The organism is Thalassotalea fusca (genome assembly GCF_053485835.1).
In genome coordinates this window covers 22,665-48,413 of record NZ_JBQRUN010000013.1, presented here as the reverse complement: position 1 = coordinate 48,413, position 25,749 = coordinate 22,665, and the positions used below count along the sequence as shown (strand labels likewise).

The 25,749-nt window shown below is 44.5% G+C and carries 24 protein-coding genes; 2 read left to right on the top strand and 22 right to left on the bottom strand.

The window, feature by feature from the left end:
• Positions 1-67: 67 nt before the first annotated feature.
• Positions 68-823, bottom strand: a complete 756-nt coding sequence (locus tag ACSLUK_RS14895; protein WP_448549464.1) for a SapC family protein — start codon at positions 821-823, stop codon at positions 68-70.
• A 202-nt stretch (positions 824-1,025) separates the two neighbouring features.
• Between ACSLUK_RS14895 and ACSLUK_RS14890 the strand changes: the two genes are divergently transcribed.
• On the top strand, positions 1,026-1,349 hold the full coding sequence (locus tag ACSLUK_RS14890) for a hypothetical protein (protein WP_448549463.1): 324 nt from the start codon (positions 1,026-1,028) through the stop codon (positions 1,347-1,349).
• A gap of 7 nt (positions 1,350-1,356) precedes the next feature.
• Here ACSLUK_RS14890 and ACSLUK_RS14885 read toward each other — a convergent pair whose 3' ends face one another.
• The 7 genes from ACSLUK_RS14885 to ACSLUK_RS14855 all read right to left on the bottom strand — a co-directional run bounded on the left by ACSLUK_RS14885 (position 1,357) and on the right by ACSLUK_RS14855 (position 11,395).
• Positions 1,357-4,011, bottom strand: a complete 2,655-nt coding sequence (locus tag ACSLUK_RS14885; protein ID WP_448549462.1) for a nitrate reductase — start codon at positions 4,009-4,011, stop codon at positions 1,357-1,359.
• Entirely contained in the window at positions 3,993-4,430 is a 438-nt protein-coding gene (nirD, locus tag ACSLUK_RS14880) for a nitrite reductase small subunit NirD (protein WP_448549461.1), read from the bottom strand. Before nirD ends, ACSLUK_RS14885 begins: the two co-directional genes overlap by 19 nt.
• 10 nt (positions 4,431-4,440) lie before the next feature.
• Positions 4,441-7,011 carry a nitrite reductase large subunit NirB gene (nirB, locus tag ACSLUK_RS14875; protein ID WP_448549460.1) on the bottom strand — a complete coding sequence of 857 codons (2,571 nt, stop codon included), beginning with the start codon at positions 7,009-7,011 and terminating at the stop codon, positions 4,441-4,443.
• Positions 7,012-7,032: 21 nt separating this feature from the next.
• Complete coding sequence (locus ACSLUK_RS14870; protein ID WP_448549459.1) at positions 7,033-7,869, bottom strand: ABC transporter ATP-binding protein; 837 nt, start codon at positions 7,867-7,869, stop codon at positions 7,033-7,035.
• Positions 7,870-7,897: 28 nt separating this feature from the next.
• Complete coding sequence (locus ACSLUK_RS14865) at positions 7,898-8,896, bottom strand: ABC transporter permease (RefSeq protein ID WP_448549458.1); 999 nt, start codon at positions 8,894-8,896, stop codon at positions 7,898-7,900.
• Positions 8,897-8,954: 58 nt separating this feature from the next.
• The gene (locus tag ACSLUK_RS14860; RefSeq protein WP_448549457.1) at positions 8,955-10,421 is read right to left on the bottom strand and encodes a CmpA/NrtA family ABC transporter substrate-binding protein; all 1,467 of its coding nucleotides are present in this window, start codon (positions 10,419-10,421) and stop codon (positions 8,955-8,957) included.
• Between the two features lie 227 nt (positions 10,422-10,648).
• A complete protein-coding gene (locus ACSLUK_RS14855; protein WP_448549456.1) occupies positions 10,649-11,395 on the bottom strand; it encodes a 4'-phosphopantetheinyl transferase family protein in 747 nt (248 codons plus the stop codon).
• Between the two features lie 256 nt (positions 11,396-11,651).
• On the opposite strand from ACSLUK_RS14855, the gene apeA reads away from it, so the two are divergent.
• A complete protein-coding gene (gene apeA, locus ACSLUK_RS14850; RefSeq protein ID WP_448549455.1) occupies positions 11,652-12,041 on the top strand; it encodes an ApeA family protein in 390 nt (129 codons plus the stop codon).
• 56 nt (positions 12,042-12,097) lie between these two features.
• Here the strand turns inward: apeA and ACSLUK_RS14845 are convergent, their stop codons facing one another.
• From ACSLUK_RS14845 to ACSLUK_RS14780, 14 genes are read right to left on the bottom strand one after another with little or no spacing between them, the layout of a single operon-like run.
• Positions 12,098-13,324, bottom strand: coding sequence for a beta-ketoacyl-ACP synthase (locus ACSLUK_RS14845; RefSeq protein WP_448549454.1), 1,227 nt, complete (start codon positions 13,322-13,324; stop codon positions 12,098-12,100).
• Positions 13,324-14,049, bottom strand: coding sequence for a 3-oxoacyl-ACP reductase FabG (gene fabG / locus ACSLUK_RS14840; protein ID WP_448549453.1), 726 nt, complete (start codon positions 14,047-14,049; stop codon positions 13,324-13,326). The genes ACSLUK_RS14845 and fabG overlap by 1 nt, the downstream gene beginning before the upstream one ends.
• A gap of 1 nt (position 14,050) precedes the next feature.
• Positions 14,051-14,500: a hotdog family protein gene (locus ACSLUK_RS14835; RefSeq protein ID WP_448549452.1), complete on the bottom strand. Its 450-nt coding sequence runs from the start codon at positions 14,498-14,500 to the stop codon at positions 14,051-14,053.
• Entirely contained in the window at positions 14,493-15,686 is a 1,194-nt protein-coding gene (locus ACSLUK_RS14830) for a beta-ketoacyl-ACP synthase (protein ID WP_448549451.1), read from the bottom strand. Before ACSLUK_RS14830 ends, ACSLUK_RS14835 begins: the two co-directional genes overlap by 8 nt.
• A 2-nt stretch (positions 15,687-15,688) precedes the next feature.
• Positions 15,689-16,264 carry an ApeN family LolB-like membrane protein gene (gene apeN / locus ACSLUK_RS14825; protein WP_448549450.1) on the bottom strand — a complete coding sequence of 192 codons (576 nt, stop codon included), beginning with the start codon at positions 16,262-16,264 and terminating at the stop codon, positions 15,689-15,691.
• A complete protein-coding gene (locus ACSLUK_RS14820; RefSeq protein WP_448549449.1) occupies positions 16,255-17,490 on the bottom strand; it encodes an NAD(P)/FAD-dependent oxidoreductase in 1,236 nt (411 codons plus the stop codon). Before ACSLUK_RS14820 ends, apeN begins: the two co-directional genes overlap by 10 nt.
• Positions 17,487-19,802, bottom strand: coding sequence for an MMPL family transporter (locus tag ACSLUK_RS14815; RefSeq protein ID WP_448549448.1), 2,316 nt, complete (start codon positions 19,800-19,802; stop codon positions 17,487-17,489). Before ACSLUK_RS14815 ends, ACSLUK_RS14820 begins: the two co-directional genes overlap by 4 nt.
• Before the next feature lie 34 nt (positions 19,803-19,836).
• Entirely contained in the window at positions 19,837-20,403 is a 567-nt protein-coding gene (locus ACSLUK_RS14810) for a LolA family protein (protein ID WP_448549447.1), read from the bottom strand.
• Positions 20,400-20,825, bottom strand: a complete 426-nt coding sequence (locus ACSLUK_RS14805; protein WP_448549446.1) for an acyl-CoA thioesterase — start codon at positions 20,823-20,825, stop codon at positions 20,400-20,402. Before ACSLUK_RS14805 ends, ACSLUK_RS14810 begins: the two co-directional genes overlap by 4 nt.
• On the bottom strand, positions 20,818-22,359 hold the full coding sequence (locus ACSLUK_RS14800) for an HAL/PAL/TAL family ammonia-lyase (protein WP_448549445.1): 1,542 nt from the start codon (positions 22,357-22,359) through the stop codon (positions 20,818-20,820). Before ACSLUK_RS14800 ends, ACSLUK_RS14805 begins: the two co-directional genes overlap by 8 nt.
• Positions 22,352-23,323, bottom strand: coding sequence for a lysophospholipid acyltransferase family protein (locus ACSLUK_RS14795; RefSeq protein ID WP_448549444.1), 972 nt, complete (start codon positions 23,321-23,323; stop codon positions 22,352-22,354). Before ACSLUK_RS14795 ends, ACSLUK_RS14800 begins: the two co-directional genes overlap by 8 nt.
• On the bottom strand, positions 23,323-24,066 hold the full coding sequence (locus ACSLUK_RS14790) for a glycosyltransferase family 2 protein (RefSeq protein ID WP_448549443.1): 744 nt from the start codon (positions 24,064-24,066) through the stop codon (positions 23,323-23,325). Before ACSLUK_RS14790 ends, ACSLUK_RS14795 begins: the two co-directional genes overlap by 1 nt.
• On the bottom strand, positions 24,066-24,425 hold the full coding sequence (locus ACSLUK_RS14785) for an ApeI family dehydratase (protein WP_448549442.1): 360 nt from the start codon (positions 24,423-24,425) through the stop codon (positions 24,066-24,068). The genes ACSLUK_RS14790 and ACSLUK_RS14785 overlap by 1 nt, the downstream gene beginning before the upstream one ends.
• Positions 24,418-25,749, bottom strand: coding sequence for an AMP-binding protein (locus tag ACSLUK_RS14780; RefSeq protein WP_448549441.1), 1,332 nt, complete (start codon positions 25,747-25,749; stop codon positions 24,418-24,420). The genes ACSLUK_RS14785 and ACSLUK_RS14780 overlap by 8 nt, the downstream gene beginning before the upstream one ends.

Genomic DNA, 25,749 nt, shown 5'->3' with positions numbered 1-25,749 from the left:
CGGGCGATATATCAGCGCAATAAAAAAAAGGAGCCGGAGCTCCTTTTTGACAAATCATTGATTATTGTTATTTCGCTTCAGCAGGCTGAAAACGAATACCTGTTACTTTCACCGGGTTTTCGCTTTGGTTACGCAATTGCGCTAAGCGATTTACTTGACCTGAAGCACATAGCATCGCGTGAATTGGTACATATAAACCACGCTTGTGGAAATCTAATACTTTATCGTCAGATAATGCGTTTAGTTTCTTTTCGTCAATGCTGTACAAACCAACAAGCTTCTTGTTTTCGTTATTGTTAAAGCTTACTTGTAACTCAAGCTCTAATAGTAAGTCATTATCAAGAAGTTCTTTGATGAACTGCTCAGTTGCCACTTCGTTTTCGTATAAACGGCCAAGCGCGTCACGAACATTTTTTAATTGTTCAGTTTCATTGCCTTCGGCATCAAATAGCGAGAAGTCACCTTCTTCACCAACGTATTTGCTATCTACGTCGATACATGCTGTCAGCGTGTTTTCTTTCTCTGGATCTAAGCCCAACGCAAATGGCAACATTGATACGCTTTGAGGTACAAAAATCGCGTTCCACTTTTCATTGGCATAATAAAGGTTTTCACCTGCTTCCAATCCCAACATCGCGACACTGCGGTAACGTGAAGATTCAGGATCTTTCACAAATACAATCGGGTAGCTAGTTGCTGCTTGCGCGTACTCACGAGCCGATACCGGCATGATGTGTTGGCCTTCAAGGTGTGACATGTCACGTTGATTGGCTACTTTCAAGTTCTGATGTTGTTCTTTTGAAATTGGTACAATATTTGTCATTATTTTTACTCTAATTATTATTCTGTCGCTAGCGCAAACGGTTTAATGAAAACCACAGATTTGTTTCGATAAGAGAAGTATGGAGACGCCAATGTAGGCTTTCAAGGGCAAAAAAACAAATTTATAAAAATAATGTGAAAGCGCGCGACTCCCGTTAGAATAATAGTTATGTATTCGACCCAGTAATTTTTGCGCCAAATTAATGAAAAACATTTTTCATATCAAAAGCCTATTGTTCCCAATTGTTGTCGGTATCTTCATCACCTCATTTGGCACACATGCAAAACCACGCACAGAAAATGTTTATGGTTTTTCGCTAGATGGTTACGCGCGTGTAAAAATTATTAATCGCACCGCTGTTGACCTTGCCTGTTTTGTCGCTATTGACGGCCATAAAATTAAGTTCAAGCTGGCTGCGTTGGCAGAATCTAAATGGTATAAGGCAACAGATAAACGGTTTAGGTATACCGATTTCCATACTTGGTGTGATTACATCGAACTACATCCTGAGTATCAAAAACGCTAAAAACTCACTATGCAAGAGCGTGTTGTTCAATGAGTTGTTTAAGTTCTGGCTTACATGAACCACAATTGGTTCCACACCTTAACTGTTTACCAAGCTGTTCAACACTGTTTACGCCTGCGATTATTTCGTTGTTGATGATATTTTCCCAGACATCAAAACAACTGCAAATCAACTTGCCTTGCGTAAAGTTATCATCAACACGTCCAGATAATAGTGCAGCTAGCAAAGACACTTCGAGTGTCTGTTGTTCAAACGCATAAGTTAACCAAGCCCAATTAATTGGCTGTCGCGTATCAGACAGACTTGCAAAAGCTTCAAGCCGCGAGTCTTGCCAACAACAAAGAGAAATAACATTACCGCATTGGCGATAACTCCATTCACCTTCAACACCAAGCATTTGTTGACACCAATCAATCGGATCCTTGATCGCCTGATAATTTGCAAATTCAGTTGTTGTTCCAAAGCTGGTTGTCGCTTGCTGCCCAAAATCAGCGCCACATTTAACTGCGGATCGGCTATGAAGTTGACCATATTGAGCAAATCGCACTTTGCTTAATTGTACTGCGGTTTGCTTAGTTTGTGCTTGTCCTGAAATAGGATCGGTAATACCTTGATATAAGCGATTAATTGCTGCGGCAGTGGTATTGTGATCACTCCAATGAATCGGTAAGAATAATTGTCCAACTGCCACATCATCGTTAATTCGAGTCCCGACAATCGCTTCGCCCAGAGGATTATGTAATTTAACCAGTTCGTTGTTAGTTATGTTAAGACTTTTCGCGTCTAAGGAATTTAAGTCTAACAACGGAAAAGGGCTGTGCTCAGTGAGCACTGTCGCTTTACCCGTGCGTGTCATGGTATGCCATTGGTCGCGCACTCGGCCGCTATTTAAAACGAATGGAAAGTTATGCTGTTGCTTCAATATGGGGAGTTGCGGCAACACAGGTATAAAACTCGCGCGACCGCATGAAGTCGAAAATTGGCCATGTTGATATAATCGCTTTCGCCCGTCAGGGGAATGTTCGTTAATCGGCCACTGTATTGGCCGTAATCTATCGTAAGCCGATTTAGACAATTCCCCTAAGCCAGACAGATCAAACTGACGGACAGATTCATGGTTTAGCGCCGATAACGCTACATGTTCATTGAAAATGTCATGGACATCTTGATAGTCAAATCCTTCAAACCCCATAGCTTGCGCAACATTTGAGACAATTTGCCAATCAGGCATCGCCTCGCCTGCGGGCTTTACTGCGCTGCGTTGGCGCGATATACAGCGCTCGGAATTTGTCACTGTACCGTCTTTTTCGAGCCACGGCGCGGCAGGCAATTTAATGTCCGCATAGGCCAAGGTGTCATTGTTATTCACACAATCAGACACCACGACCAGTTCACAAGCAGCAAGTGCGCGCTCAACCTTGTTTTTGTCTGGTAAACTCACCAGCGGATTGGTTGCCATAATCCATACTGCTTTGATTTTTCCCGCCAGTATGGCGTCAAACATATCAACCGCTTTATAGCCTTCTTGGCTGGCTATCGTAGGCGATTGCCAGAAAGTTTGTACTTGTTGACGATGTTCAGCGTTTTCCAGATCCATATGTGCAGCAAGCTGATTCGCTAAACCGCCCACTTCCCGTCCTCCCATGGCATTGGGTTGTCCAGTTATCGAAAACGGCCCACAGCCGGGCTGCCCAATTTTACCTGTTGCCAGATGGCAGTTAATTATAGCCTGACACTTATCAACGCCTGTAGCCGATTGATTGATGCCCATCGAATACATGGTAACGGCGGCGGGAGACTGACAAAAAAGCTGATAAGCGTGTAACAGCGCTTGTACATCAACCCGACAAAATGCCGCAACTCGTTCTGTCGTCCAAGATTTTATTGATTCAAGCGTTGTCGAAAAGTCACGCGTATGTGCCTGAATATATGCTTGGTCAATTGCGTTATGCTCATTCATAAAACGGAGCAAACCATTGAAGAAAGCTGCATCAGAACCAGGTGCTAACCCCAGATGTATGTCGGCCAATTGGGTTGTCGCCGTTTTACGTGGATCCAACGCAATAATCTTCATCTCTGGGTTAATTGCCTTCGCGCGTTCTATCCGTTGAAATAACACCGGATGCGTCCACGCCGAATTTGAACCAGCAAAAATCAGTAAATCAGTGACTTCCAAATCTTCATAACATCCCGGTACTACATCCTCGCCAAACGCACGTTTATATGCGGCCACCGCTGACGACATACACAAGCGTGAATTAGTATCGATGTTGGCACTGCCGATATAGCCTTTCATCAGTTTATTCGCGACGTAGTAATCCTCGGTCAACAATTGGCCTGAGACGTAGAATGCAACGGCATCTGGCCCATATTCAGCTATGATCGCGTTGAACCTTTGCGCAACTTGAGAAATCGCACTGTCCCATGGCATCCGCTGACCACGGATTTCAGGGTAGAGCAACCGACCTTCAAGCGATGTCGTCGCCAGCAAATTAGTGCCCTTAATGCACAATTGCCCATAATTAGCAGGGTGACTTTTCATACCTGACAGTGATAGCGAGGTCTCGTCATCAGCACTTGTTAATGAAGAACGAGTTAATTCCACACCGCAACCAACGCCGCAATAGGCGCAAGTAGAGTGCACTATATTTGCGTTGTCCATGCACTCTCCTGTGGTGACACCAGCAATTGCACCATGTTATCTCGCACGCGAACGCTATAGGTTCTTAGCTGAACATCATCTTGTTGCAAACATTGACCACTCGACAGTAAGAACTGCTGTTTAAATAGCGGAGAAGCGACAAATGCTGCGTGCGTTTGCTCACCATTGTCACTGTTTACAATTGCGGTACTGCCGACAATGCCACGATACAGTACATTGGCCTTGCCAATGGGATCATAATTGTCGATCGCATAAAGCGACGGTGAGTGTGCCGGCAAGTAGAAAAGGGCGACTTGGCGCTGATTAGCCAGTAACGCGCACACTCCCGCATTTTCAATTAACGCGTCAAGCGTACAGATTGCCAGCCATTGCAGTTGCTCTGTTTGTGCATTGTTAATGGTCATTAATGTGTCTGCCATTTTCTGCTCCTTATACCGTTTCACTATCGATTACGGGCACTTGTTCAGATGTTTGCGATTCAATAGTTTTTGTTGGAATGATGCCAACAGGGGTTGGTCGAATTTGCCCACGTTCATTGACAAAAGTTATCGATTCATCAGCCTGTTCAGAGTTAACAAACGTCTTAAAGCGTTTGAGGGCGTCAGGATCAGAGAGAGTGGTTTTCCATTCACATTGATAACGTTCAATGAGTATCGCCATTTGTTGCTCAAGTGATTCATTCAGTTTCAAGCTGTCATTGATTACAACATCTTGTAAATGCGCGAGGCCGCCTTCCATGTTTTCCAACCATACTGACGTACGCTGCAAGCGATCGGCAGTTTGAATGTAGAACATTAGCACGCGATCGATATAGGCAATCAATGTTTGGTCATCAAGGTCAGTCGCGAACAGATCAGCGTGACGTGGTTTCATGCCACCGTTACCGCAAACATATAGGTTCCAGCCATTTTCAGTGGCAATCACACCGATATCTTTACTTTGTGCTTCAGCACATTCTCGGGTACAGCCTGACACGGCAAATTTAATCTTATGTGGTGCGCGTATGCCCTTGTAACGATTCTCGATCAAGATCGCCATATTGACGCTGTCTTGTACGCCATACCGGCACCAGGTTGAACCGACACAAGATTTAACGGTTCGCACAGATTTGCCGTAGGCATGGCCAGTTTCAAATCCAGCATCAATCAATTGTTGCCAAATATCCGGTAACTGTTCTTTACGTGCGCCAAACAAATCTACCCGTTGTCCACCGGTGATCTTAGTGTACAAATTGTACTGCTTTGCCACATTGCCCAGCGTGATCAGCTTATCGGGAGTAATTTCGCCTGCGGCAATACGCGGCACTACCGAGTAAGTACCGTTACGCTGCATATTCGCCAGAAAGACATCATTGGTATCTTGCAGCTGCAAATGGGGCTTTTTCAGAATATAATCATTCCACACTGAAGCGAGTATCGAGCCAACTACCGGTTTACATACTTCACAGCCGAGTCCTTTGCCATGCGAAGCCAACAACTGTTCAAATGTCTCGATTTTTTCAATTTTAACGATGTCGAATAACTCAGTGCGGCTATAGGCAAAATGCTCGCAAAGGTCTTTGCTGACCGTGACACCACGTTGGCTTAATTCGGCATCGACTACATTTTTTAATAATGCTGAGCAGCCGCCACATCCAGTGCTCGCCTTAGTACAAGTCGTCACCTGTTTCACATCGCAGGCGCCTTGGTCAATAGCGCTGACAATGTCACTTTTGAGTACGTTATGGCATGAACAAATTGTCGCCGAATCAGGCAAAGCGTCCGCACCCAAAGCAGGCGCATCGGCTGACGAAAGTGGCAAAATCAAGCTTTCTGGAAATTCCGGTAGTTCAATACCATTAAGCATGTATTGAAGTAACGTATCGTATTCGCTATTGTCGCCCACTAATACCGCACCCAGTAAGGTTTTTTGGCTGGCATCAACAACGATTTTCTTATAAATCCCTTTCGGTTGATTTTCATAAAAATAGCACTGTGCACCTTCGGTGTTGGCATGTGCATCACCAATGGAACCGACATCAACGCCCATGAGTTTTAATTTGGTACTCATATCGGCACCGACAAAGCACACCGATTGCCCTTGAATGTGCGCTGCCGCTACTTTCGCCATTTGATAGCCCGGTGCAACTAAGCCAAATACGCGCGCTTGCCATACCGCACATTCACCGATGGCGTAAATATCGGGATCAGATGTTTGGCAGTAGTCGTTAATTGCAATGCCACCACGTGTGCCTAGCTCAAGCTCAAAGTCGCGTGCCAGTTGATCACTTGGACGGATCCCCGCAGAAAACAACACCAGGTCGGTTTCTAACACGCTACCATCACTGAAATTAAGTTGATAACGGCATTGTTGTCCGCGACTGATCGACGAAGTGGCTTTGTTGGTATGGACAGACACACCTAGTGCTTCAATTTTGCTTTTCAGCAGTCGACCGCCTCCCGCATCTACCTGCACAGCCATCAACTGCGGAGCAAATTCAACCACATGTGTTTTTAACCCCAAATTCTTCAACGCATTAGCTGCTTCTAAGCCAAGCAGGCCACCGCCTATTACCGCGCCCACTTTACTTTCGGCTGCACTCGCCTGAATTGCTTCTAAATCATCAATAGTTCGATACACCAAACAATGTGGTTGTTCATTGCCTTCGATTGGCGGTACGAATGGATACGAGCCGGTTGCCAAAACTAACGTATCGTAACCAAATACTTCGCCGCTTTGTGTGGTGACACACTTGGCCTGACGATCTATGTGTGTCACTTTGGCATCTGTTCTGAAGTCGACCTGCCATGCTTGATATTGCTCGGCACTGGTCATTGCTAAGTCATCAGCGGTTTTACCGGAAAAGTATTCCGATAAATGTACCCGATCGTAAGCCAGTCGTGACTCAGCCGATAATACTGTCACACAATATTGCGGATTATGCTGCTGCGCCAATTGTTCGACAAAATGGTGACCGACCATGCCATTGCCAACTACCACGATATTCTTTTTGTTCGACATTTTTAATCTCCCGTTGATTAGTTAGGCGGCCGCCACTTTCGGCTTGGTGGACGATACAGAGCCAGCGATAGCTTCCACTTTGCGCTGTTTTTCATATAAGAAGGTCAACACGGCTGAGCGGCATTGGTTATACACAGGGTCTTTAGCCAGCGCGATACGGTCTCTGGGACGTGGCAAGTCTACAGACAATATTTCACCTACCGTTGCCTCGGGACCATTAGTCATCATGACGATACGATCTGATAACAACACAGCTTCATCAACATCATGCGTTATCATGATCACGGTGTTATTTAACGTGTGTTGGATTTCCATTAGAGAATCCTGCATATGCGCCCGCGTGAGTGCGTCTAATGCGCCAAATGGTTCGTCCATCAACAGTACTTCAGGTTCCATCGCCAGCGCACGAGCAATCCCAATGCGCTGCTTCATGCCACCTGAAATCTCGTCTGGACGCTTGTGCATGGCATGCGTCATATGCACCAGTTCAAGATTGTGGGTGATCCAATCTCGCATTTCAGCTGATGATTTTTGTCGACCAAAAACCTGCTTAACTGCTAACTCTATGTTTTGGTAGGCCGTTAACCACGGCAGTAAGGAATGGTTCTGAAAGACAACAGCGCGTTCTGGCCCCGGTTCCGTCACTTCTTTGTTATTCAGTAGCACGCCACCTTTCGTCGCTTGGGTGAGTCCGGCCACAATATTGAGGACGGTTGATTTACCACAGCCTGAATGACCAATCAGTGAAATAAACTCTCCTTTTTTGATTTTCAAGTTAACGTCTTTTAGCGCGGTAAACGCCCCTTTTGGGGTGGGAAAGACCATATCGATATGACTAATATCTAGATGTACACTCATTTTCTATCTCCTCATTCATCTCGTTGGCTTAACGTTCTGCGGATGCTTTGTTCCATGACAACAAGCGCTGTAATTGCAACATGACCCGATCAAGTAGGTAGCCAATCAAGCCAATCACTAGCACAGCCGTCATGATGCGACTGAGCGATTGCGAACTACCATTTTGAAATTCGTCCCACACGAATTTTCCTAGGCCGGGGTTTTGTGCCAGCATTTCGGCAGCGATCAGCACCATCCACGCAATGCCAAGTGATAGCCTCAATCCTGTGAAAATAGACGGAATGGCAGCAGGTAAGACGATTTTGCGAACATGTACTAAGGCGGGCAATCGCAGCACGCGACTGACGTTTTGCCAATCTTGGTTGATCGAGGCGACACCAACAGAGGTATTGATAATCATCGGCCAAATGCAACATAGCGTCACAGTGACCAATGAATTGACAAATGATTTAGCAAACAGTGGTTCGTCACTGGTATACACCGCGCTTACAACCATAGTTACCAATGGCAACCAAGCGAGTGGTGAAACAGGCTTAAACAACTGAATGATAGGGTTTGAAGCCGCATATAGCGCTTTGCTCAGCCCGATCATGATGCCAAATGGAATGGCGATTAGAGCAGCTAAACCAAAGCCCGCCAACACGGTAAACAGGCTAGTGTAAATTTGATCAATAAATGTCGCCTTTCCTGTGTATGGTCTGATTTTCGCCTGATAGTTGGGATCTTTGGCTAATCGCGCTGCGTTTCGCTGCTCTTGACGTTGATAGAATGCTTCAGCCTTTGCTCGTTCGGCCTGATGCTCGTGATAAAGGTTTACTGTCTGCTGCGCTACCGATGCAGGATTCGGAAATTGACCAAGTGATGTTTGAATACTGCCAGCTGCGATTGTCCACACAAAGACGAACATCACAATGCCCAGTACAGGTACAATCGCCGAAGAGAGAGCGCTCCTGAGCATTGACAGTAGGTCAGACAATGCCCCGCCAAACTGACGAGGCGCGATAGAAAAATTAGCAAATAATGACATAGTGTCTTTCCGTAATATGTAACTTGTGAAAATTAGAAATTGAAATATTAAACGGCAGTTACTCAAGCGCCATATCAACATGCTCGTTCAATAATTGATTGGCCTGCTTGATACCGGCAGTCTTACTGATGGCAAACTGCGCCAGGTATGCATTAGGTTTATGGGCATCAAAGGTCTTGTCATCAATAAAGTGAGACTGCGCCGCTCTGTATCCGTCTTCCGCCAGCACGCTAGGAAAGTCTGACGCTTGTAACAACTTGTCATCGATCAACGACTGTACCGCTCGTTTAAATATCTCCGGTCGATAAACAGAACGCGCGATGTCCTTAAACCATTGATCGGGTTTGTCTTCACTGATTTGTCCCCAGCGACGCATTTGGGTAAGAAACCAAATCGCATCGGAGTAGTACGGAAAATTGGCGTTGTAGCGAAAAAACACATTGAAGTCAGGCATCAACCGTTTATCGCCACGTTCAAACTCAAATGTGCCAGTCATGCTACTGGCGATCACTTCAGCATCAGCACCAACATACTGTGATTGCGCGAGCAATTGAGTGGCCGCAACCCGATTGGCGTTGTTGTTTTCATCTAACCATTTTGTGGCGCGCAGCAATGCGCGAGTCAAACGAATGGTGGTGTATGGATAGCGTTTTGCAAATGCTTCGGTTAATCCAAGCACTTTTTCTGGATTGTTGTGCCAGATTTGCGCATTGGTGATCACTGGCACACCTAATCCTTTTTTGAGTGCTTGCTGATTCCACGGTTCGCCTACGCAATATCCTTTGATCGTACCCGCTTCCATCGTTGCAGGCATTTGCGGGGGCGGTGTTACTGAAAGTTGGACCTGAGCATCAATTAACCCTGAAGTATCTCCTGATTCTGGCGCATAGAATCCAGGATGAATACCGCTAGCTGCTAACCAATAACGCAGTTCGTAGTTATGTGTGGACACTGGAAATACCATGCCCATATTGAAATGCTTTCCTTGACGTTGATAGTCATCAATCACAGGTTTAAGCGCATCTGCCGTAATTGGGTGTTTAACCTTACCGTGCACGTCAGTGGGCAAGTGGGGCTTCATCTTTTGCCAAACATCATTTGCGACGGTAATTGCGTTACTATTGAGGTTCATAGAAAAAGGGGTAATGAGATCGGCTTTAGTGCCATAACCAATACGAGCTGCAAGCGGTTGGCCTGCCAACATATGAGCGCCGTCTAATCGACCATCCACAACACCATCAAGTAACACTTTCCAGTTGGCCTGTGCTTCAAGCGTGACGTATAGCCCTTCATCCTCAAAATATCCGCGCTCGTAGGCAACAGCGAGCGGTGCCATATCAGTGAGTTTGATAAAACCGAGCGTTATTTCTTCTTTTTCAGGGTAACCCAGCGCAATATTTGCAGAGGCAACTGCCGTATTGTTTATGAGTAGAGCATAGCAACATGTTAAACACGCATGCAGGCCTGTTTTGACTCGCTTGACGATCTTTGGCGTTATTCTGTGAAAGCTAAATTTGTGCAGCATTTTATTCTCCCTCCGTCTACCGCCAACATTGTTGCAAAGGTGCCAATGTGACGAGCAACGAAATAATTTACTTGCTACACAGTTATTCAGTGATCGTGCCAAAACACAAAACAAAACAATATCAATAACTTACTAGACAATGGTAAACATAGAGAGTATCGAATGCTTCATTGTTACGCACTAAAAGTGCGATTGTGGTGCAATAGCTCTAATTCGAGCTAAGCGCTTTAAGCGGAGAATCTTTCGCGGGAAATTGGCACAACAGGCAGCATGCGACAGGATGAATTTGGTGGTAACACAACAGTTATTACGTACTGTGTCAGCTTCACTGTTTGATGAGTTAACTCGCGGTGTTTAATTTCCGTGTCCACATCACATTTGAAATCAGAGAATATCGAGCCATGTGTTGCTTTGATCAGTGCTTCTTTTTGCGTCCAGTATTGGAAAAAAGTGAGATAGGGATCCTCCGAGTCTGCGATATTGGCTTGCTCATTGGGCATAAAAGCCAATTTCGCCATCTCTATCACAGGACGACCTCGGTTGAGCCATTCGATATCTATGCCCAACTTCGCGTCTGCAGCATTAAAGTCGAGGGCAATTGCCACCATATCATTCGAGTGGCTTAACGATAGCGACAAGGGGAGACGCTTGTCCTCACTAAACACCTGTAATGCTTGGAGTTGGGAATTGAATGCAACTTCCAATGTATGAAAGGGCACAGTAAGCACGCTAGACACATAGTGCTTAATTAATCCACGGCTTAACAAGAAGTGTAATTTCTGGCTGTTTTTTTTACGCCGCGATAGTTGCTGGCACTCGGTTGATGTTAAGCAGATGTTGGCTGCCAACACATCGAGCGCCCCGTCAAGCTGATCATTAATGGCCGCACAATCAAAAATCAATACCTGTACCTCGTCAAGGCTAATTAACGAAGGTAAATTTTCAAATGGCGATAAGCTAGTGCGATTGTTCACAATTAATTTTAATCATCCCAATGACGATAAGGGGCGCATTATAGTAAACTATATCGCTTAGCGTTGGAATGAAGCTAATAATGGAAGTTCGTATCGCTAACACTAAGGGCTGTTGATCTTTAAGGTATAAATTTTGTTCAACTAGAGCGTGTTTTGATCACGATGCTCGGTTTGTCGCATAATCGTTTATGTAAGAATCGAGCAGCAAGATTCAACAGCCCTAAAACTTATTTCGTTATCAATTTAAGGAAAAATAATGAAACAACTAATCATTGCTGCCATGATGCTTGTTTTGATAGCAGCATGTGCAAGAACACAACCAGTCCAGAACTTTAACAGCCAATCAATCATCTATGATGTTAGTAAAGAACAGGTCGAAAAAAGCATAATTTCGGCACTACAATACAAGAGATGGCGTGTAATTAAGAAAACTGATGACAGCATTTTTGCTGCAATCAATGTGCGTGATCACTACGCTGAAATTGAAATTAAATACTCACAAAAAGATTATTCAATTGAATATCGTAAGAGCCGCAACTTGCATTATCAGCAAGGCACACGCAAAGGTGACGTTATCCATAGAAACTACAACAAATGGATCATCTTGTTATCACAAGAAATCGATACCAATTTAAGCCGCGCGTAATATTGTAGACATTCGAATAAGTCCGGCTCGAAACCGGACTTATCATACCGCACTAATCACGCTACCCAGCGTTTGAAAATCAATGACGTGTTAATGCCACCAAAGGCAAAATTATTCGACATGACATAGTCAGTATCAATGGTACGCCCTTCACCACGAATATAATCTAATGGTGCACACTGTTCGTCAACCGCATCGAGATTTAACGTAGGTGCGAACCACTTATCGTTCATCATATGAATACTGGCCCATGCTTCAATCGCACCACATGCGCCTAACGTATGACCTAGGTAACTTTTTAACGAGCTGATTGGTATTGCGCCAAGTGCACTATAAGTTGCCACCGATTCTGCAATATCACCTTTATCGGTTGATGTGCCGTGAGCATTTACGTAACCAATATCGGTTGCAGTTAATTTGGCATCAGCCAAAGCCAATTGCATCGCTCTTTCCATTGTGTCAGCGGTTGGTTGTGTCACATGATTACCATCAGCATTGGTGCCAAATCCAACAACTTCCGCTAGGATAGTTGCGCCACGTGCTTGTGCACTTTCCAGCTCTTCTAAGATTAGCGTACCTGCGCCTTCACCTATCACTAAGCCATCTCTATTAGCATCGAACGGCCGAGGCGTTTGTTTAGGCTCAGTATTGCGTACACTGGTAGCAAATAACGTATCAAAAACGGCGGCTCCGGTAACGCAAAGCTCTTCTGCGCCGCCAGCGATCATCATTTTTTGTTGCCCGTACTTGATCGCTTCATAAGCATACCCAATACCTTGAGAACCTGAAGTACACGCAGAACTCGTTGTGATTGAACGCCCTTTAACGCCAAAAAACACACCAATATTGACCGGCGCAGTGTGACTCATCATTTGGATATAACTAGTTGCCGTTACTCCAGTCATATCCCCGTTCTTTAATAATTCGCCGAATGCCATGATCGGCGCAGGCGAACCAGAAGACGAGCCATAGGAGATACCAGTATCACCATTGGTCAGACTTGGATGACCCAGTAAATCTGCGTCGATTAATGCCTGCTCAGTGGCCGTTGTCGCCATCAAAGAAACACGTCCCATTGCACGTGTTTGCTTGCGCTTATAGTGGGCTGGTTTGACAAAGTCAGTGATAGGGGCTGCAATGCAGGTATTAAGCCCGTCGATATTTTGCCACTGATCCATCACTTGGGTGGCATTCACGCCGTGCTGGAGATTGTGTTTGAATGTTTGCCAGTCTGAACCTATTGCAGTAATACTCGACATGCCAGTAACGACAACACGTTTCATTATGCTAATCCACCATTTACAGAGATTGTTTGTCTAGTGATATACCCAGCATCTTCAGAGAATAGGAAACCAACAGTAGCAGCAACTTCTTTGACATTTCCCATGCGACGCATTGGCACCATTTTGAGAATTTCTTGTGTTGGTAAATCATCCGTCATGTCCGTCTCTATCAACCCCGGAGCAACCGCGTTTACCGTAATTTTCCGCTTGGCCAATTCAAGTGCAAGCGCCTTGGTTGCACCAATAACCCCGGCTTTGGCTGCGCTATAGTTAACTTGACCTCGATTACCTACCACACCTGATACAGAGGTCATCGCGACAATGCGCCCACCTTGACGAAGTTGGATCATTGGCATAACTGCTGGATGAATAACGTTATAAAACCCTGCAAGGCCGGTATTAATAACTACGTCCCAATCTTCACCCGTCATCGCGGGAAATGCCGTATCACGAGTCAAGCCTGCGTTGCACACTATGCCGTAATAAGCACCATTTTCACTAATGTCTTGAGTGATGACTTGCTCACATAACTCACGATCACAGACATCGAATTGTAAAATTGACGCCTGTTGACCTAATTTTTCAACTTCGGTCTTGGTTTGCTCTGCATCCTTGATACCTTGACGGCAATGTACCACGATATCAAACCCTTGCTCAGCCAATTTCAATGCAATTGCTCGGCCTATACCACGGCTTGATCCCGTCACTAAAACTCTTTTGTTCATGTTATTCCTCGATAATTGCCGATGCATCATCAGGTTGAAAGGTATTTACCTTTGCCTGGGCAATAATCTTATTGTTGTGTGTAATTTTACAATCAAATACGCTAAGTCCAGATGGTTCTTGATAAAGTTGTTCAACGAAAATATCCAATCGTGTCCCCTGACAAAAAACACTTTGCTCAGTTTGAAACTTACGACTCCCCAACAAGAAACCTATCTTCACCTCTTGGTTATTATCTAACGCATTGGCACCCGCAAAGGCCGCTATGGTTTGTGCCATATATTCAATACCGATATAACTGGGCACACCGCCAAGTTCTTGATTGTAAAAAGGCGAGTCAGCGGAAATATCCACCCAACCGTGCGCTTGCTCACTGTCATACGCTTGTAAGCCTGAAATGAGTACCATTGGCTCACGATGACTAATTAACTGCTCAAGACTGTAGTTATGCACTTGTTTTTCCTAAAATTAAACTACAATTGTTACCGCCGAATGCGAAAGAATTCGATAGACAAACATTTACCGTTTTTCGCGTAGGCTCAGTGATTATATTAATTCCAGCCAAATCTTGATCGAGCTCTTGCGTATCTACATTCATCGGCAGCCCATTTCCTTGATTTTGTGGCTGCATTATCAACCAGCAAAGGCCCGCTTCAAGCGCTCCCGCAGCTCCCAATGTATGACCTGTCATTCGTTTAGTCGAACTGACCAGCGCATTATCGCCAAACGTTTGATAAATAGCAGTTGCTTCCATCGCGTCATTTTTAGGGGTGCCCGTTCCATGTGCGTTGATGTAATCAATTGCTGAGGCCAACAGATTGGCATTGTCCATTGCTGCTTGCATTGATTGCATAGCGCCTAAGCCTTCTGGATGTGGTGCCGAGATATGATAAGCATCAGAACTTTCTCCTGCACCGAGCAGAGCTACGTCAGCTGGCTGTTTACTCATAACGAAAAGCGCAGCCGCTTCGCCAATGTTTATGCCGTCACGCGCTTGACCAAAAGATTGGCATTTATCAGCCGACAAGGATTCTAGCGCATTAAAGCCGTTGATTGTTAATTGACAAAGCGAATCAACACCGCCACAAATTACTAAATCGGCAACGTCACTTTCCAGCATCATTTTAGCGGTAGCTAATGCCTTTGCCGATGAACTGCAAGCAGTGGAAATGCTATACACAGGGCCTTGTGCGCCACTCAATTTGGCAATAAAATCGGCGGGTGCGGCCATTTCTTGTGTCGCATAATCATAATGTTCCGGCATCTCACCGTCATTTAGGTATGAACGACGTGCAAGCTCCCCCTCTCGTATGCCAGAGGTACTCGTACCAATAACAACAGCGATACGTGAATTACTTACACCTTCACTCAGCACCTGAATGCTAGTCGCTATTTGTTGATACGCAGATAAAGCCAATTGATTATTGCGGCTATGCAATTGACGTTCGAATGATTCAAGGCTCGGTAGCTCACTATTCACCTGACCTACCCACACAGATCGACCCGAAACTTCCAGCGTTGTCGACATAGATAACCATTCTGATTGTGGTAAGTGATTATTGGTCATTGCCGCCAGTACGCTGGCCTTATCATTACCTAGGCTACAATTTATACCTAAGTCATTTAAGTAAGCCTTCATTATTATTCTTCCATATCAGTTAGTTGCAACTGATAATGCCTTTCTAAATGTTCAAATTGAGTGCTTTTTTGGTCTTTATGAATACGAACAACGACTTCATCGTTGACGACTAGCTCTCGCATTTGTTGCCTTTCATCTGCCGTAGCGCGTACTGACCCGCCCAGCAACTGTGACGTTAAAGCATCGATAGGCCAGTGTGTTAATTGAATATCCGCTAAAACATACATCGGATTAAGGTCGGGTAGGCTGATATACGATCGCAATGCTACTTTACCTAGCGCATCCATTTCCAATTCGAACAGGGGAACACCTTGCACACTCACCGCCACCATGATCAATCTGTTTTGTTCAAACGCCACCTGCACCAACATTTGGTGAGATGTTTGGCCGTAACTGATGGTCATTAGCTGAGACAAATTTTGGCCGACCAGTGATTCAGGCGGCAAGGTGAGTTTAAGCCTTACATTAGTGGCAATATCCACCGTCGAAACAGATTGCTCTTTCAATGTTGCACAACCGCTTACCAGCAGTAAATATGCGCTAACACAGAGGGTAACAAAAACCTTGCTTACTGACATAAATCGACCAATACTTTAAAACGACGTTCACTTTGCGCAACGTAAGGGTTCGCTTCATCCCAGGCATAACCCGCTAATATCGAACTAATCATTTCTCTTACCGCAGGTTCTTGCTTAGGGTAAAAGATCACGTCCTGAAAGCCGCCATCATACCAAGCTTTAACGAATGTTTTGAAGCAATCGACCCCTTTGCGTAGTGGCAGTTCAAATTCGTCAAGAAAGTTTACCGACTCACCTTGCAAGTGGCGATGAACAACAGGCGCGATTAGCGAAGCAGAGCACATGGCAATGGTGACGCCAGATGAGAAGACCGGATCGAGAAACTCACCGGCATTGCCTAACAAAGCGTAGTTTTTTCCCGTCAATTGTTGCACATCGGCTGAATAGCCTTTCAATGTATTTACTGGTACATGCCAGTGCGCATTTTCAAGCAAAGCCTTAAGATTTGGCGTTTCCGCTATGGCTTTTTTAAGAATCTGTTCACTAGATAGCGCATTATCAAATTGCTTTGACTCACCCACAACACCTAAACTCGCCGTACCATCTGAAAATGGGATTAACCAAAACCAAATATCCGCACATTGAGGATGTACCGTGATCAATATTTTATCCCGATCAAAATGTTCATCTGAAATATTGTCTTTTACATGAGTAAAAAAGGATTGTCGTTCAGGAAAATCAGACGGCTTTTCCAAGTCAAGTAAACGAGGCAAAACTCGGGCAAACCCACTGGCGTCCAACAAGAACTTTGCATTCAAATGGTAACAATTTCCGTTTTCGTCGCGAATAGTAAGCGTCGGTCTGTCACTTTTTACATCCACCTCATCAACTTGTTGACCATAACGTATATCAACACCAGCACTGCTCGCACCATCGGCGAGCAATTTATCAAAGTCTGCACGCTTTACTTGATATGTTGTCCCCGGTCCGTCACTAAACTTCTGACGAAAGTCAAAGTGCGTATCAACACCATTTTTGTGGAAGGCCGCACCATTTTTGTGTTGAAAAGCCAAATCGCTTGCATGTTGGTGAACTAACTCATCTAGCCCCGCCTGTTGCAAAAACGCCATACATTGCGGCAACAGGCTCTCACCAATAGAAAAACGTGGAAAGTGCTGCTTTTCAATGACAACAACTGAATAGCCCAATTTACGTAGCATTGCGCCTGCAACCGCCCCTGAAGGCCCTGCGCCGATGATGGCGATATCAATATTTTCTTGGTTCATAGACGCTTTTCATAATCCTTGCTGGTAATTAGTGGAGCGGTGAAATATATGCTCACGAGGCCAATCATGACGCTCAGGCCAAATCCGAAAATTGCTGGTGTTTGGCTAAACACCAACAGGCCAAAAACAAAAATAGAAGACAGTGCAGAGAGCGTGATTGCGATCACATTCATCGGTGCCAACTGACGTTTGCGATAAAAAATGAGGTAATCGATCGACAGCGCCAAAATCAACAGCAACGCTAGTACATTAAATATATTCAGTGAACCTTGCACTAAGAAACTAAAAGACAGCGAAAACAACACGGTAATACCAATAATCGACATACACTTGACCATGAAGCCAAAGCCAAATTGCCATAACAGGACGATCAGGAAAAGGGCAATCGCCAACATAAACCAATGCATTAGGTTTTCACGAGAGGTCGTTAATATGGCAGATATTTCTTTTGATTTTTCTACCAACTTGATCTGAGGCAAATAAGGTTCAATTGCTGTTACCAAGGCCGCTCGTTCGATATTTGCTACCTGCACCATCGAAAAAACAGCCTCACTGCCACTAAAATAACTATTAGCAATTAATGGGGCGATTGGCGATTGGCTAGCCTCAGCTAACGACAACGTTTCAGTCGGTTCAAAGCTAATATCTTCTGTTAGTAAGGCGTTGATTTCGGCAAACAATTGCTGGTTAACTTGCTGAGTAAGTAGTTGATAGTTGGCTTGTTGTCTTTGCTCGGATGGCACCCAATTACTTGTAGCCGTTATGCTCGCCTGACTGGACAGTTGATGTATTGCCGTGGCGAGCGACTGTTCCAGTTCCAAAAGTGTTTCATCGTTTTGTGCAGTCAGATAAAGTTGATAACTGTTGTTGCCTAACAGCAAATCACGGTGAACACGTTCATTATCGAGCAATTTGTCACTACTCGTGGTCATTAACGCAATGTTGTCGTTAAAAGATAATGGGTTAAACCATAGAGAAGCACAAAGCATAATAGCGATGCTCATGATGGCAAGCTGTAAACGCCGACGATTAACCTGAAGAAATAGTGCAATTCTACTTCCAAGCGCAACCAGCGTTTGGTGTCCATTAATTTGCTTAGTGAGGCCCGGCACGATAGCGAATACGGAAATGACCGCGCCAGTCAAACCAAATATGATAAACGTTGCCACCTGAGCAAAAAAGCCGATAGGTGTAAAAGCAAACAGCGCATATCCCACCACAGTTGAAATAAACCCGAGCCAAATTGATGATCGGACTTCAAAGGAGATAGGGGAGGCCTGTTCTTGCTCTTCACCTGTCAGTGTTGCACGACGCTCTATAATATCGGTCAAGAAATGGAAACAATAATCGATGGCGATGCCAATCAAGGTGATGCCAAAAACAAAGCTGATGATATGCACATGATCAAACAACAATACCATTGCCAATAACCCGCTTAAAAAGGCATTAAGCAAAGTAACAGCGACCGCCAACAGTGCCGAAAAATGGCGGAAGCAATAGATAACCAACACCAACATCGCAAGCAAACTGAGCGAACCAAATAAGGTCATTTCATACGATGCCTGACTCGCATTTTCAGCATTGTGAAACAGTGGGCCGGAATAACGAATTTGCACCTGTGGAAAAGTCGATTGTGTCGTTGAAAGCTGTTCGAGAATAGCGTGCGCGTGACGCTGAGACGCTTCAACACCAATAGCGTCTGGCGGCAATTGCACAATTAGAATGAGGACATCTTGGCCAGCTGCGCTTTTGACAAACCGCCCCTCTTTTATGGTAATACCATTACCTGTCGTAAAGGACTGCTCGATGAAATTACTTATTGTTAGGCTAGGATCTTGATCAAACGAAGCTTGTACAAAAGGATTTAATGATTCACTCAGTTTTTCAAATATGCCTGAAGACAACGAATCCCCTTGTTCCAACACCTGTCGATCCTGACCAGACAAGATCATGCCGCGATACTGGCTGTAAAAGCTGACAATATCGGTGAGCGAAGGGATGTCTTCCTGAGTGCTTTTCCACTGTTGTCGCTTGGCAAAATCTGCTACTTGATCGTAAGCTCCTTCAGCATCTTCGCCGACAAATGACATAACAATTTTCGACTGATTAGCACGAAAAAAAGCATTTTCCGCCTGTTGCCAGTTAACAGAACTATCCTGCGGTAATAATGACAAAATATCTGCTTCGAATCGTATGCGATCGGTGACCAGTAAACCAAGTAGAATAATGATGACCGATAACAATTGTATATATGCCAAACGTGTGCGTAACCTCGTTTGGTTTGGTGCTAATAGTGAATGCCAGATAGTCATAGTGATTCTTATTATTCTTGTTTAAACGAACGGTCTAGTTCGTCTGCATGTCGTCGTAATGTAACGCAATTTCAGTCTTATTCTGATGTTTATCAAGCAATTCAAGCGTCGCTATTCTTCCTTGACCACACAATGTCACTGAAGACATCAACTGACTTAAGTTGTCGTCAGTTGGCTCAAGCAAAATACAGTGCTGTTGTGATGTTGTATTCATTGCGAAATAGGGCGCCAACGCTTCAAACTGCCCTAACATGAGTTGCTTTAGTAATCGTGCGTACATTTCGCCTTGATTGATGTGCGTTTGCTCTCCAGCGCCATTTTCAAGCAACATCGTATTCTCGGTGATGACAATCGCACTTTTGACAGGCTTTAATGTTTGCCAACGCAAGCCTTGCTGGTCAATGTTAAACTCGCCTGACGATACAAAAGGTTTTGCTAAGCGCTTAAAATACTTCTTCTGACTAAATTTGCCTTGCTGCGCTGTTATTTGATTAACAGCTAACAAAGTTCGAGCGTCAGCAGCCGATATTGCTTGGCCAAATGATACCCAACTCACGCCAATACCAAGCACCAACAAAACACGCGACAAATAAGTCATCATAATACCTCGGCAAGCTTTTCACGCAGTATTGCTGGGCTTTCAAACTGCATTTCTTTTGATTGAACACACACCGCCACTTGCGACGTCGTTGCTTTGGTAAGCACTTTTCCCGATGTTGCATCTTCAATAAGGTAATCAATTTTCAAATTGTGCTCATATTCCTTTAAATACGCATGAATTCTAATGCGTTGAGCAAATATGGCTGAACCGACATACTTAATGCGCATGTCTACTATTGGCCACATAAAACCTGAGTCATGCATATCTACATAGTCATATTGAAACATTCTTAACAATTCGCACCGGGCAAATTCTAAGTAACGCGCATAATTACCATGCCATACGACCTGCATCGGATCACAGTCATGAAAAGGGATCTCGTACTCAACATTCGCTGACAATATGGCATTCTTGTTATTCATATAACTTCCAACGCTCCTGTTGAATAGCACCTACGGTAAATCTTAGTACCGACTCAAGGGGTCTATCTTCAACCAGATTATCAAAAAAGTCAGTGATGTCATCATACATAGCCATCACATCCGTTGACAACGAATCATGTGCCAACTCGTTAGCCTGAATGCGTAATCGGATCCCCTGAACCGCGGCGAGTAGGGTACTGGCCAATACTTGCTCTGTCAGCTGCAATACACGCAATGCATCACGTGCAGCAATCGTGCCCATGCTCACTTTGTCCTGATTATGACACTCAGTAGAACGAGAAAATACGCTAGCCGGCATCGTCTGTTTTAGCGCCTCAGCCGTGTATGCCGATGCGCCAATTTGAACCGCTTTAAACCCATGATTTATGTACTTACGCTGATCACAACTTGCCGATAGATTCGAAGGTAAGCCATTGTTGTAACGCGTATCTACCAATGATGCAATTTGACGATCAGCCAAGTCAGCTAAGTTCGCCACAGCAGTTTTCATGCTATCCATTGCCATCGCTATGTGACCACCGTAGAAATGGCCACCATGAAGCACATGCTCACCCTGACCATCAATAATCGGATTGTCATTGGCCGAGTTCAGCTCATTTTCAATGAGCGTACGGAAAAAAGGCAAGCTATCTTGCAAAACACCTATAACATGCGGTGCACAACGAATCGAATAGCGATCTTGTAAGCGGTCGGCATTACGTGGATGTTCATAATGGTTAAGATCTTGTCGAATCCATGTAGCGACCTGCTGCTGGCCTAAGTGTGGTTTTACAGAAAACAAAATGTCATCAAAATGGTGGCTATTGCCCTTCAATGCCAAGCTAGCAAAGGCAGTAATTCGGCTTGCTAATCTAGCCAGATAGTCTGCGCGCTTATGCGCCAAACAGGCTAGCGCAGTCATGACAGCAGTGCCATTCATGATCGCCAAACCTTCTTTTGGTCGCAGTGAAATAGGCTGTAAGTTCAGTTCAGCTAACACTTCATGGCTCGGCTTGATTTCACCTTGATAATATACGTCTCGTTCACCCAGTAGCGCGCCAGCGACATATGATAGCGGCGTCAAATCACCACTTGCACCTACCGATCCTTCTTGAGGGATCACAGGCACAATGTCATGCTCAATAAATGCTACGAGTAAATTTAACAGTGGCCAGTCAACACCAGAATAACCCTGACTAAGTGAAGCTAGTCGCGTTGCTAAAATAGCGCGCCCTTGTTCTGGAGAAAATACATCCCCCATGCCGCATCCGTGAAAACGTGTCAAATGCAGCGGGAGTTCTTTGACCAAATCAAGCGGAATATCAACCGTAACCGAATCGCCATAGCCAGTAGTTACGCCATAAATAACGCCATCTTCCTCGAGTAAACTGTCTAAGAATTTGACAGCAGAATTGATCTTCTTGGCGAAGTGCTCGTCATTGCTAAGCTCAACAGTGCTTTTCCCTGCGGCAATCCCTACAATATCTTCAATTGTCAGACGGGCCTTACCAAAAGTAACAACATTACTACTCACTTACGTTTTTCTCCATTGATTGCTTACGCTCAGAACTGGCATCTTGTTGCCAAAAGTCATAAAAATTAAACCATTGTAACGGATACTTAGCCGCATGGTAACTTAACCTAGTCGCATATTGCTCTACTAACGACGTAAGTACTTGCTCACGTTGTTTTCTTGGTAATGAAATACCATCAGATACATGCTCAAAAATCACTTGATAGCGCGATTTATCTTTCAGGCAAAACAGCCAATAAACCGGACAAGATAACAACGCTGCCAAAATAAACGGCCCTTGAGAAAACGGAGCAGGTTCTCCTAGAAAAGGTGCGTAGATCACTCTACCAGCAACGGAAACACTCGTACGGTCACCAACGATCACGATGATTTCACCTTGGTCGACTTTCTCTTTTAGACTGATAGCGAGCTCTGGTCCAATATTCGTCAATTGAATCAGATTAACGCTTACGCTTTGGTTAACTTGTTGAAGTATTTGATTAAACTTGACCGCGTTTTCAGTAAACACCAACACATTAATCGGTGTATTGTAGCGCCCTTGACTTAATGCCCGACACACTTCCAAGTTGCCTAAATGAGAACCAATAAATACCGCACCGCGTTGCTGTTGGGCGATATTTTCCATTACACCTGATGGATGGTAATCAATGCTTGATACTGAAATTTGCCCTAACCAGGCATCCAATTTATCAAACGCCGCATCAGCAAACGAACAAAAGTGTTTCAGGCAATCAAACCAAGTGACATTAGCTTCAGCGGCTGGATTCCCTTGACTGGTATGTACCTTAATCAAAAATTGGCGAGACGCCTGTCGCATTGCTTTACCGGTCAGAAAAAAATAGAAAACCACCGGAAAGAGCAGCAACCAAAGTACGCGCCGGCCTAACAGGCGATATACCCAAAACAAAACTTTCATGCCTAAGAGCGAACCACGTTCGGCAACCGTTGACCAATGTTTAGCCATTAAGCAAACCACCTTTTCATATTACGTAGTAGCAATTTAGGCATACGAATCAAGGCACCTAAGCATAATCGAGTATGCATCCACGATATGCGTAAATTGTCATCGAATGCATTAAAATGGGAAACGCCATCTTCTGGATAAATTACCTTCGTCGGCAAGAACTGGCAATCAACACCTTGCCAATAGAGCCGCACCATCACCTCAATATCAAAATCCATGCGCTTACCAAGCGACACCCGGTTTAGTAGCGCATGACAAGCCGCCAATGGATACACACGAAAGCCACACATGGTGTCTTTCAGTTGAAAGGAAAATGTTTCGATCGTCACCCAAAAATGGGTGATATAACGAGCAAAATAACGCAGCTTCGGAACTGAATCATCGTAAATTGGGGCTCCTGAGACTAATGCACTGGGATGTTGCTGCGAAACTTGGATTAAACAATCAATATCATGCAAGTCATGTTGCCCATCTGCATCTACCTGAATTGCATGACTATAACCCTGATCATAGGCGTACAATAATCCCGTTTGCACCGCACCACCTTTACCCTGATTAACTTCATGCGTTAACACCTGCACCAAAGGCTGCTGCTCAGCGACTTGCATGATTGTTTGACTGGTTTGCTCATCGCTGGCGTCATTAATAATGATGATCGGGCGGCCTTGTTGCGCTAAGTGAGCAACTAAATCAGGAAAACCATTGGTATGATTGAAATTAGGTATGACAAAACAGTACGACATTATGCCAAATCCAATACCACGCGCCCAGAAGCGTGTACGCCTTTTTCAGACGCATAACGGAAAGTAAATTTGTTACTTTTGGTTTGCGACAAGGCCAGCGTCAGTGTCGTATTTGGTGTGATAACTTCCTGAAATTTTAGTACTTCTACGTCTTTGACTTTGGCACAGGGCAAATTTAATTTTTGCGCACCTAGTTCAACCGCCCAATTCAATTGAGCGACACCGGCCAAAATCGGCACATTAGGAAAGTGACCTTTAAAATAATCCAACTCAGCATCAACCCATAGTGTTAGTTCCACACCTTCGTCTGTTACTTTCTCATCAATTATTTTGGGATGAATATGCTCTAATTTACTCAAATAACTTCTCCAACGTCGCCTGCTCAATTTTGCCTTGCGCATTGTATGGTAACTCATGAACGTAGCGCCATTTTCTAGGTCTCACTACAGACTCAAACTTCTCAGCCAACCAGTGATTGAGTTGACGATTAAACACAAAACGACGCATTGACTCGATTTGCAACTGGCCTTCTTCTGATAATCCAATTACCGCGGCGAGTTCCTGTCGTTTACCATTTAGCACAAGTACTTTCGCCTCGGCAACCCACGTATGCTCCATGAGTAAGGCCTCTACTTCACTCAGGTTTATCCGTTTTTCTTCGAGCTTTATCGTACGATCAACGCGACCACATAATTTAAAACGCTGACCGTCGATAAGTTCGATTTTGTCATCCATCAACATCGAAGCCTCAGCAATATAGGCAGAACGCAATAACAACTGACCACTGTTATTGACACTAATATCGATATCTTTGAATGGCTGCCATAAAGGTGCAGGTACGTAGGTAACTTGACGAAAAGCGATCCCTCCAGACTCCGTACTACCATATACCTGCGTCACACCAACATTAAGTTGTTGATATAGTTTTATCGCATCGTCGTCAGCCAACGGTCCCCCAGAAGAGAACACGCGCACCAGTTTGTTTTTTTCAGCAGCAAAATGATTGTTTATTGCTAGGCGCTTAAGAAACGCAGGGCTGGAAACCAAAACACAGCGTTTAACACGCTGTAATTGTGCGAGTCCTTGTTCGGGAAACTCAATCATTGGCCAAATCGGCACAGCTAACTTGAGTGGCACTAATAGCTTGAACAATAAGCCGTAAATATGGAAGTGAGGCACAGTCGATAAGTACGCATCTTCAGTGCCTAAATCAAATGTGGTAATTAGTGTGTCGCATTCGCGATTAAGATGTTGCCAACACTTTTCAATAATTTTGGGCTCGCCCGTTGAACCTGAGGTAGAAAAATACACCTTACCCGATTCAGGCCAGCAACATTCAACATTGGTCGGCTGGTTCAAACCTATTCGCTCATCCAGATTATCAAGTCCATCGATACTCAACATTGATCCTGCACAAAAACCAACCCGAGGCGTTAACGCCGCCAATGTTTGTGGTTGACCATTTTGTGGCAAATATATGTCAAACCCTGACAACGACAATGCATAGAATTTCACTGCAAATTGGTAAGTATCAGACTCAAACAACAAAACTTGTTTGTTATTTTCAATACCGCTTAACTGGCTGTAATAGCGTGATAAATCAGCGAGAAACTGCTCACCTGAGATAGATGCCTGTTCAGTGACAAATAGAGTTGATTGCGAGCGTAAATGATCGAGTGTCAT

Excerpts from the sequence above, each read along its gene's own strand:
- nirD (WP_448549461.1), bottom strand. The coding sequence starts at position 4,430 with ATGGCAGACACATTAATGACCATTAACAATGCACAAACAGAGCAACTG.
- ACSLUK_RS14885 (WP_448549462.1), bottom strand. The coding sequence starts at position 4,011 with ATGGACAACGCAAATATAGTGCACTCTACTTGCGCCTATTGCGGCGTT.
- ACSLUK_RS14790 (WP_448549443.1), bottom strand. The coding sequence starts at position 24,066 with ATGTCGTACTGTTTTGTCATACCTAATTTCAATCATACCAATGGTTTT.
- ACSLUK_RS14820 (WP_448549449.1), bottom strand. The coding sequence starts at position 17,490 with ATGAACCAAGAAAATATTGATATCGCCATCATCGGCGCAGGGCCTTCA.
- apeA (WP_448549455.1), top strand. The coding sequence starts at position 11,652 with ATGAAACAACTAATCATTGCTGCCATGATGCTTGTTTTGATAGCAGCA.
- apeN (WP_448549450.1), bottom strand. The coding sequence starts at position 16,264 with ATGTCAGTAAGCAAGGTTTTTGTTACCCTCTGTGTTAGCGCATATTTA.
- nirB (WP_448549460.1), bottom strand. The coding sequence starts at position 7,011 with ATGTCGAACAAAAAGAATATCGTGGTAGTTGGCAATGGCATGGTCGGT.
- ACSLUK_RS14805 (WP_448549446.1), bottom strand. The coding sequence starts at position 20,825 with ATGAATAACAAGAATGCCATATTGTCAGCGAATGTTGAGTACGAGATC.
- ACSLUK_RS14870 (WP_448549459.1), bottom strand. The coding sequence starts at position 7,869 with ATGAGTGTACATCTAGATATTAGTCATATCGATATGGTCTTTCCCACC.
- ACSLUK_RS14895 (WP_448549464.1), bottom strand. The coding sequence starts at position 823 with ATGACAAATATTGTACCAATTTCAAAAGAACAACATCAGAACTTGAAA.
- ACSLUK_RS14865 (WP_448549458.1), bottom strand. The coding sequence starts at position 8,896 with ATGTCATTATTTGCTAATTTTTCTATCGCGCCTCGTCAGTTTGGCGGG.
- ACSLUK_RS14815 (WP_448549448.1), bottom strand. The coding sequence starts at position 19,802 with ATGACTATCTGGCATTCACTATTAGCACCAAACCAAACGAGGTTACGC.
- ACSLUK_RS14810 (WP_448549447.1), bottom strand. The coding sequence starts at position 20,403 with ATGATGACTTATTTGTCGCGTGTTTTGTTGGTGCTTGGTATTGGCGTG.
- ACSLUK_RS14890 (WP_448549463.1), top strand. The coding sequence starts at position 1,026 with ATGAAAAACATTTTTCATATCAAAAGCCTATTGTTCCCAATTGTTGTC.
- ACSLUK_RS14795 (WP_448549444.1), bottom strand. The coding sequence starts at position 23,323 with ATGGCTAAACATTGGTCAACGGTTGCCGAACGTGGTTCGCTCTTAGGC.
- ACSLUK_RS14845 (WP_448549454.1), bottom strand. The coding sequence starts at position 13,324 with ATGAAACGTGTTGTCGTTACTGGCATGTCGAGTATTACTGCAATAGGT.
- ACSLUK_RS14780 (WP_448549441.1), bottom strand. The coding sequence starts at position 25,749 with ATGACACTCGATCATTTACGCTCGCAATCAACTCTATTTGTCACTGAA.
- fabG (WP_448549453.1), bottom strand. The coding sequence starts at position 14,049 with ATGAACAAAAGAGTTTTAGTGACGGGATCAAGCCGTGGTATAGGCCGA.
- ACSLUK_RS14860 (WP_448549457.1), bottom strand. The coding sequence starts at position 10,421 with ATGCTGCACAAATTTAGCTTTCACAGAATAACGCCAAAGATCGTCAAG.
- ACSLUK_RS14830 (WP_448549451.1), bottom strand. The coding sequence starts at position 15,686 with ATGAAGGCTTACTTAAATGACTTAGGTATAAATTGTAGCCTAGGTAAT.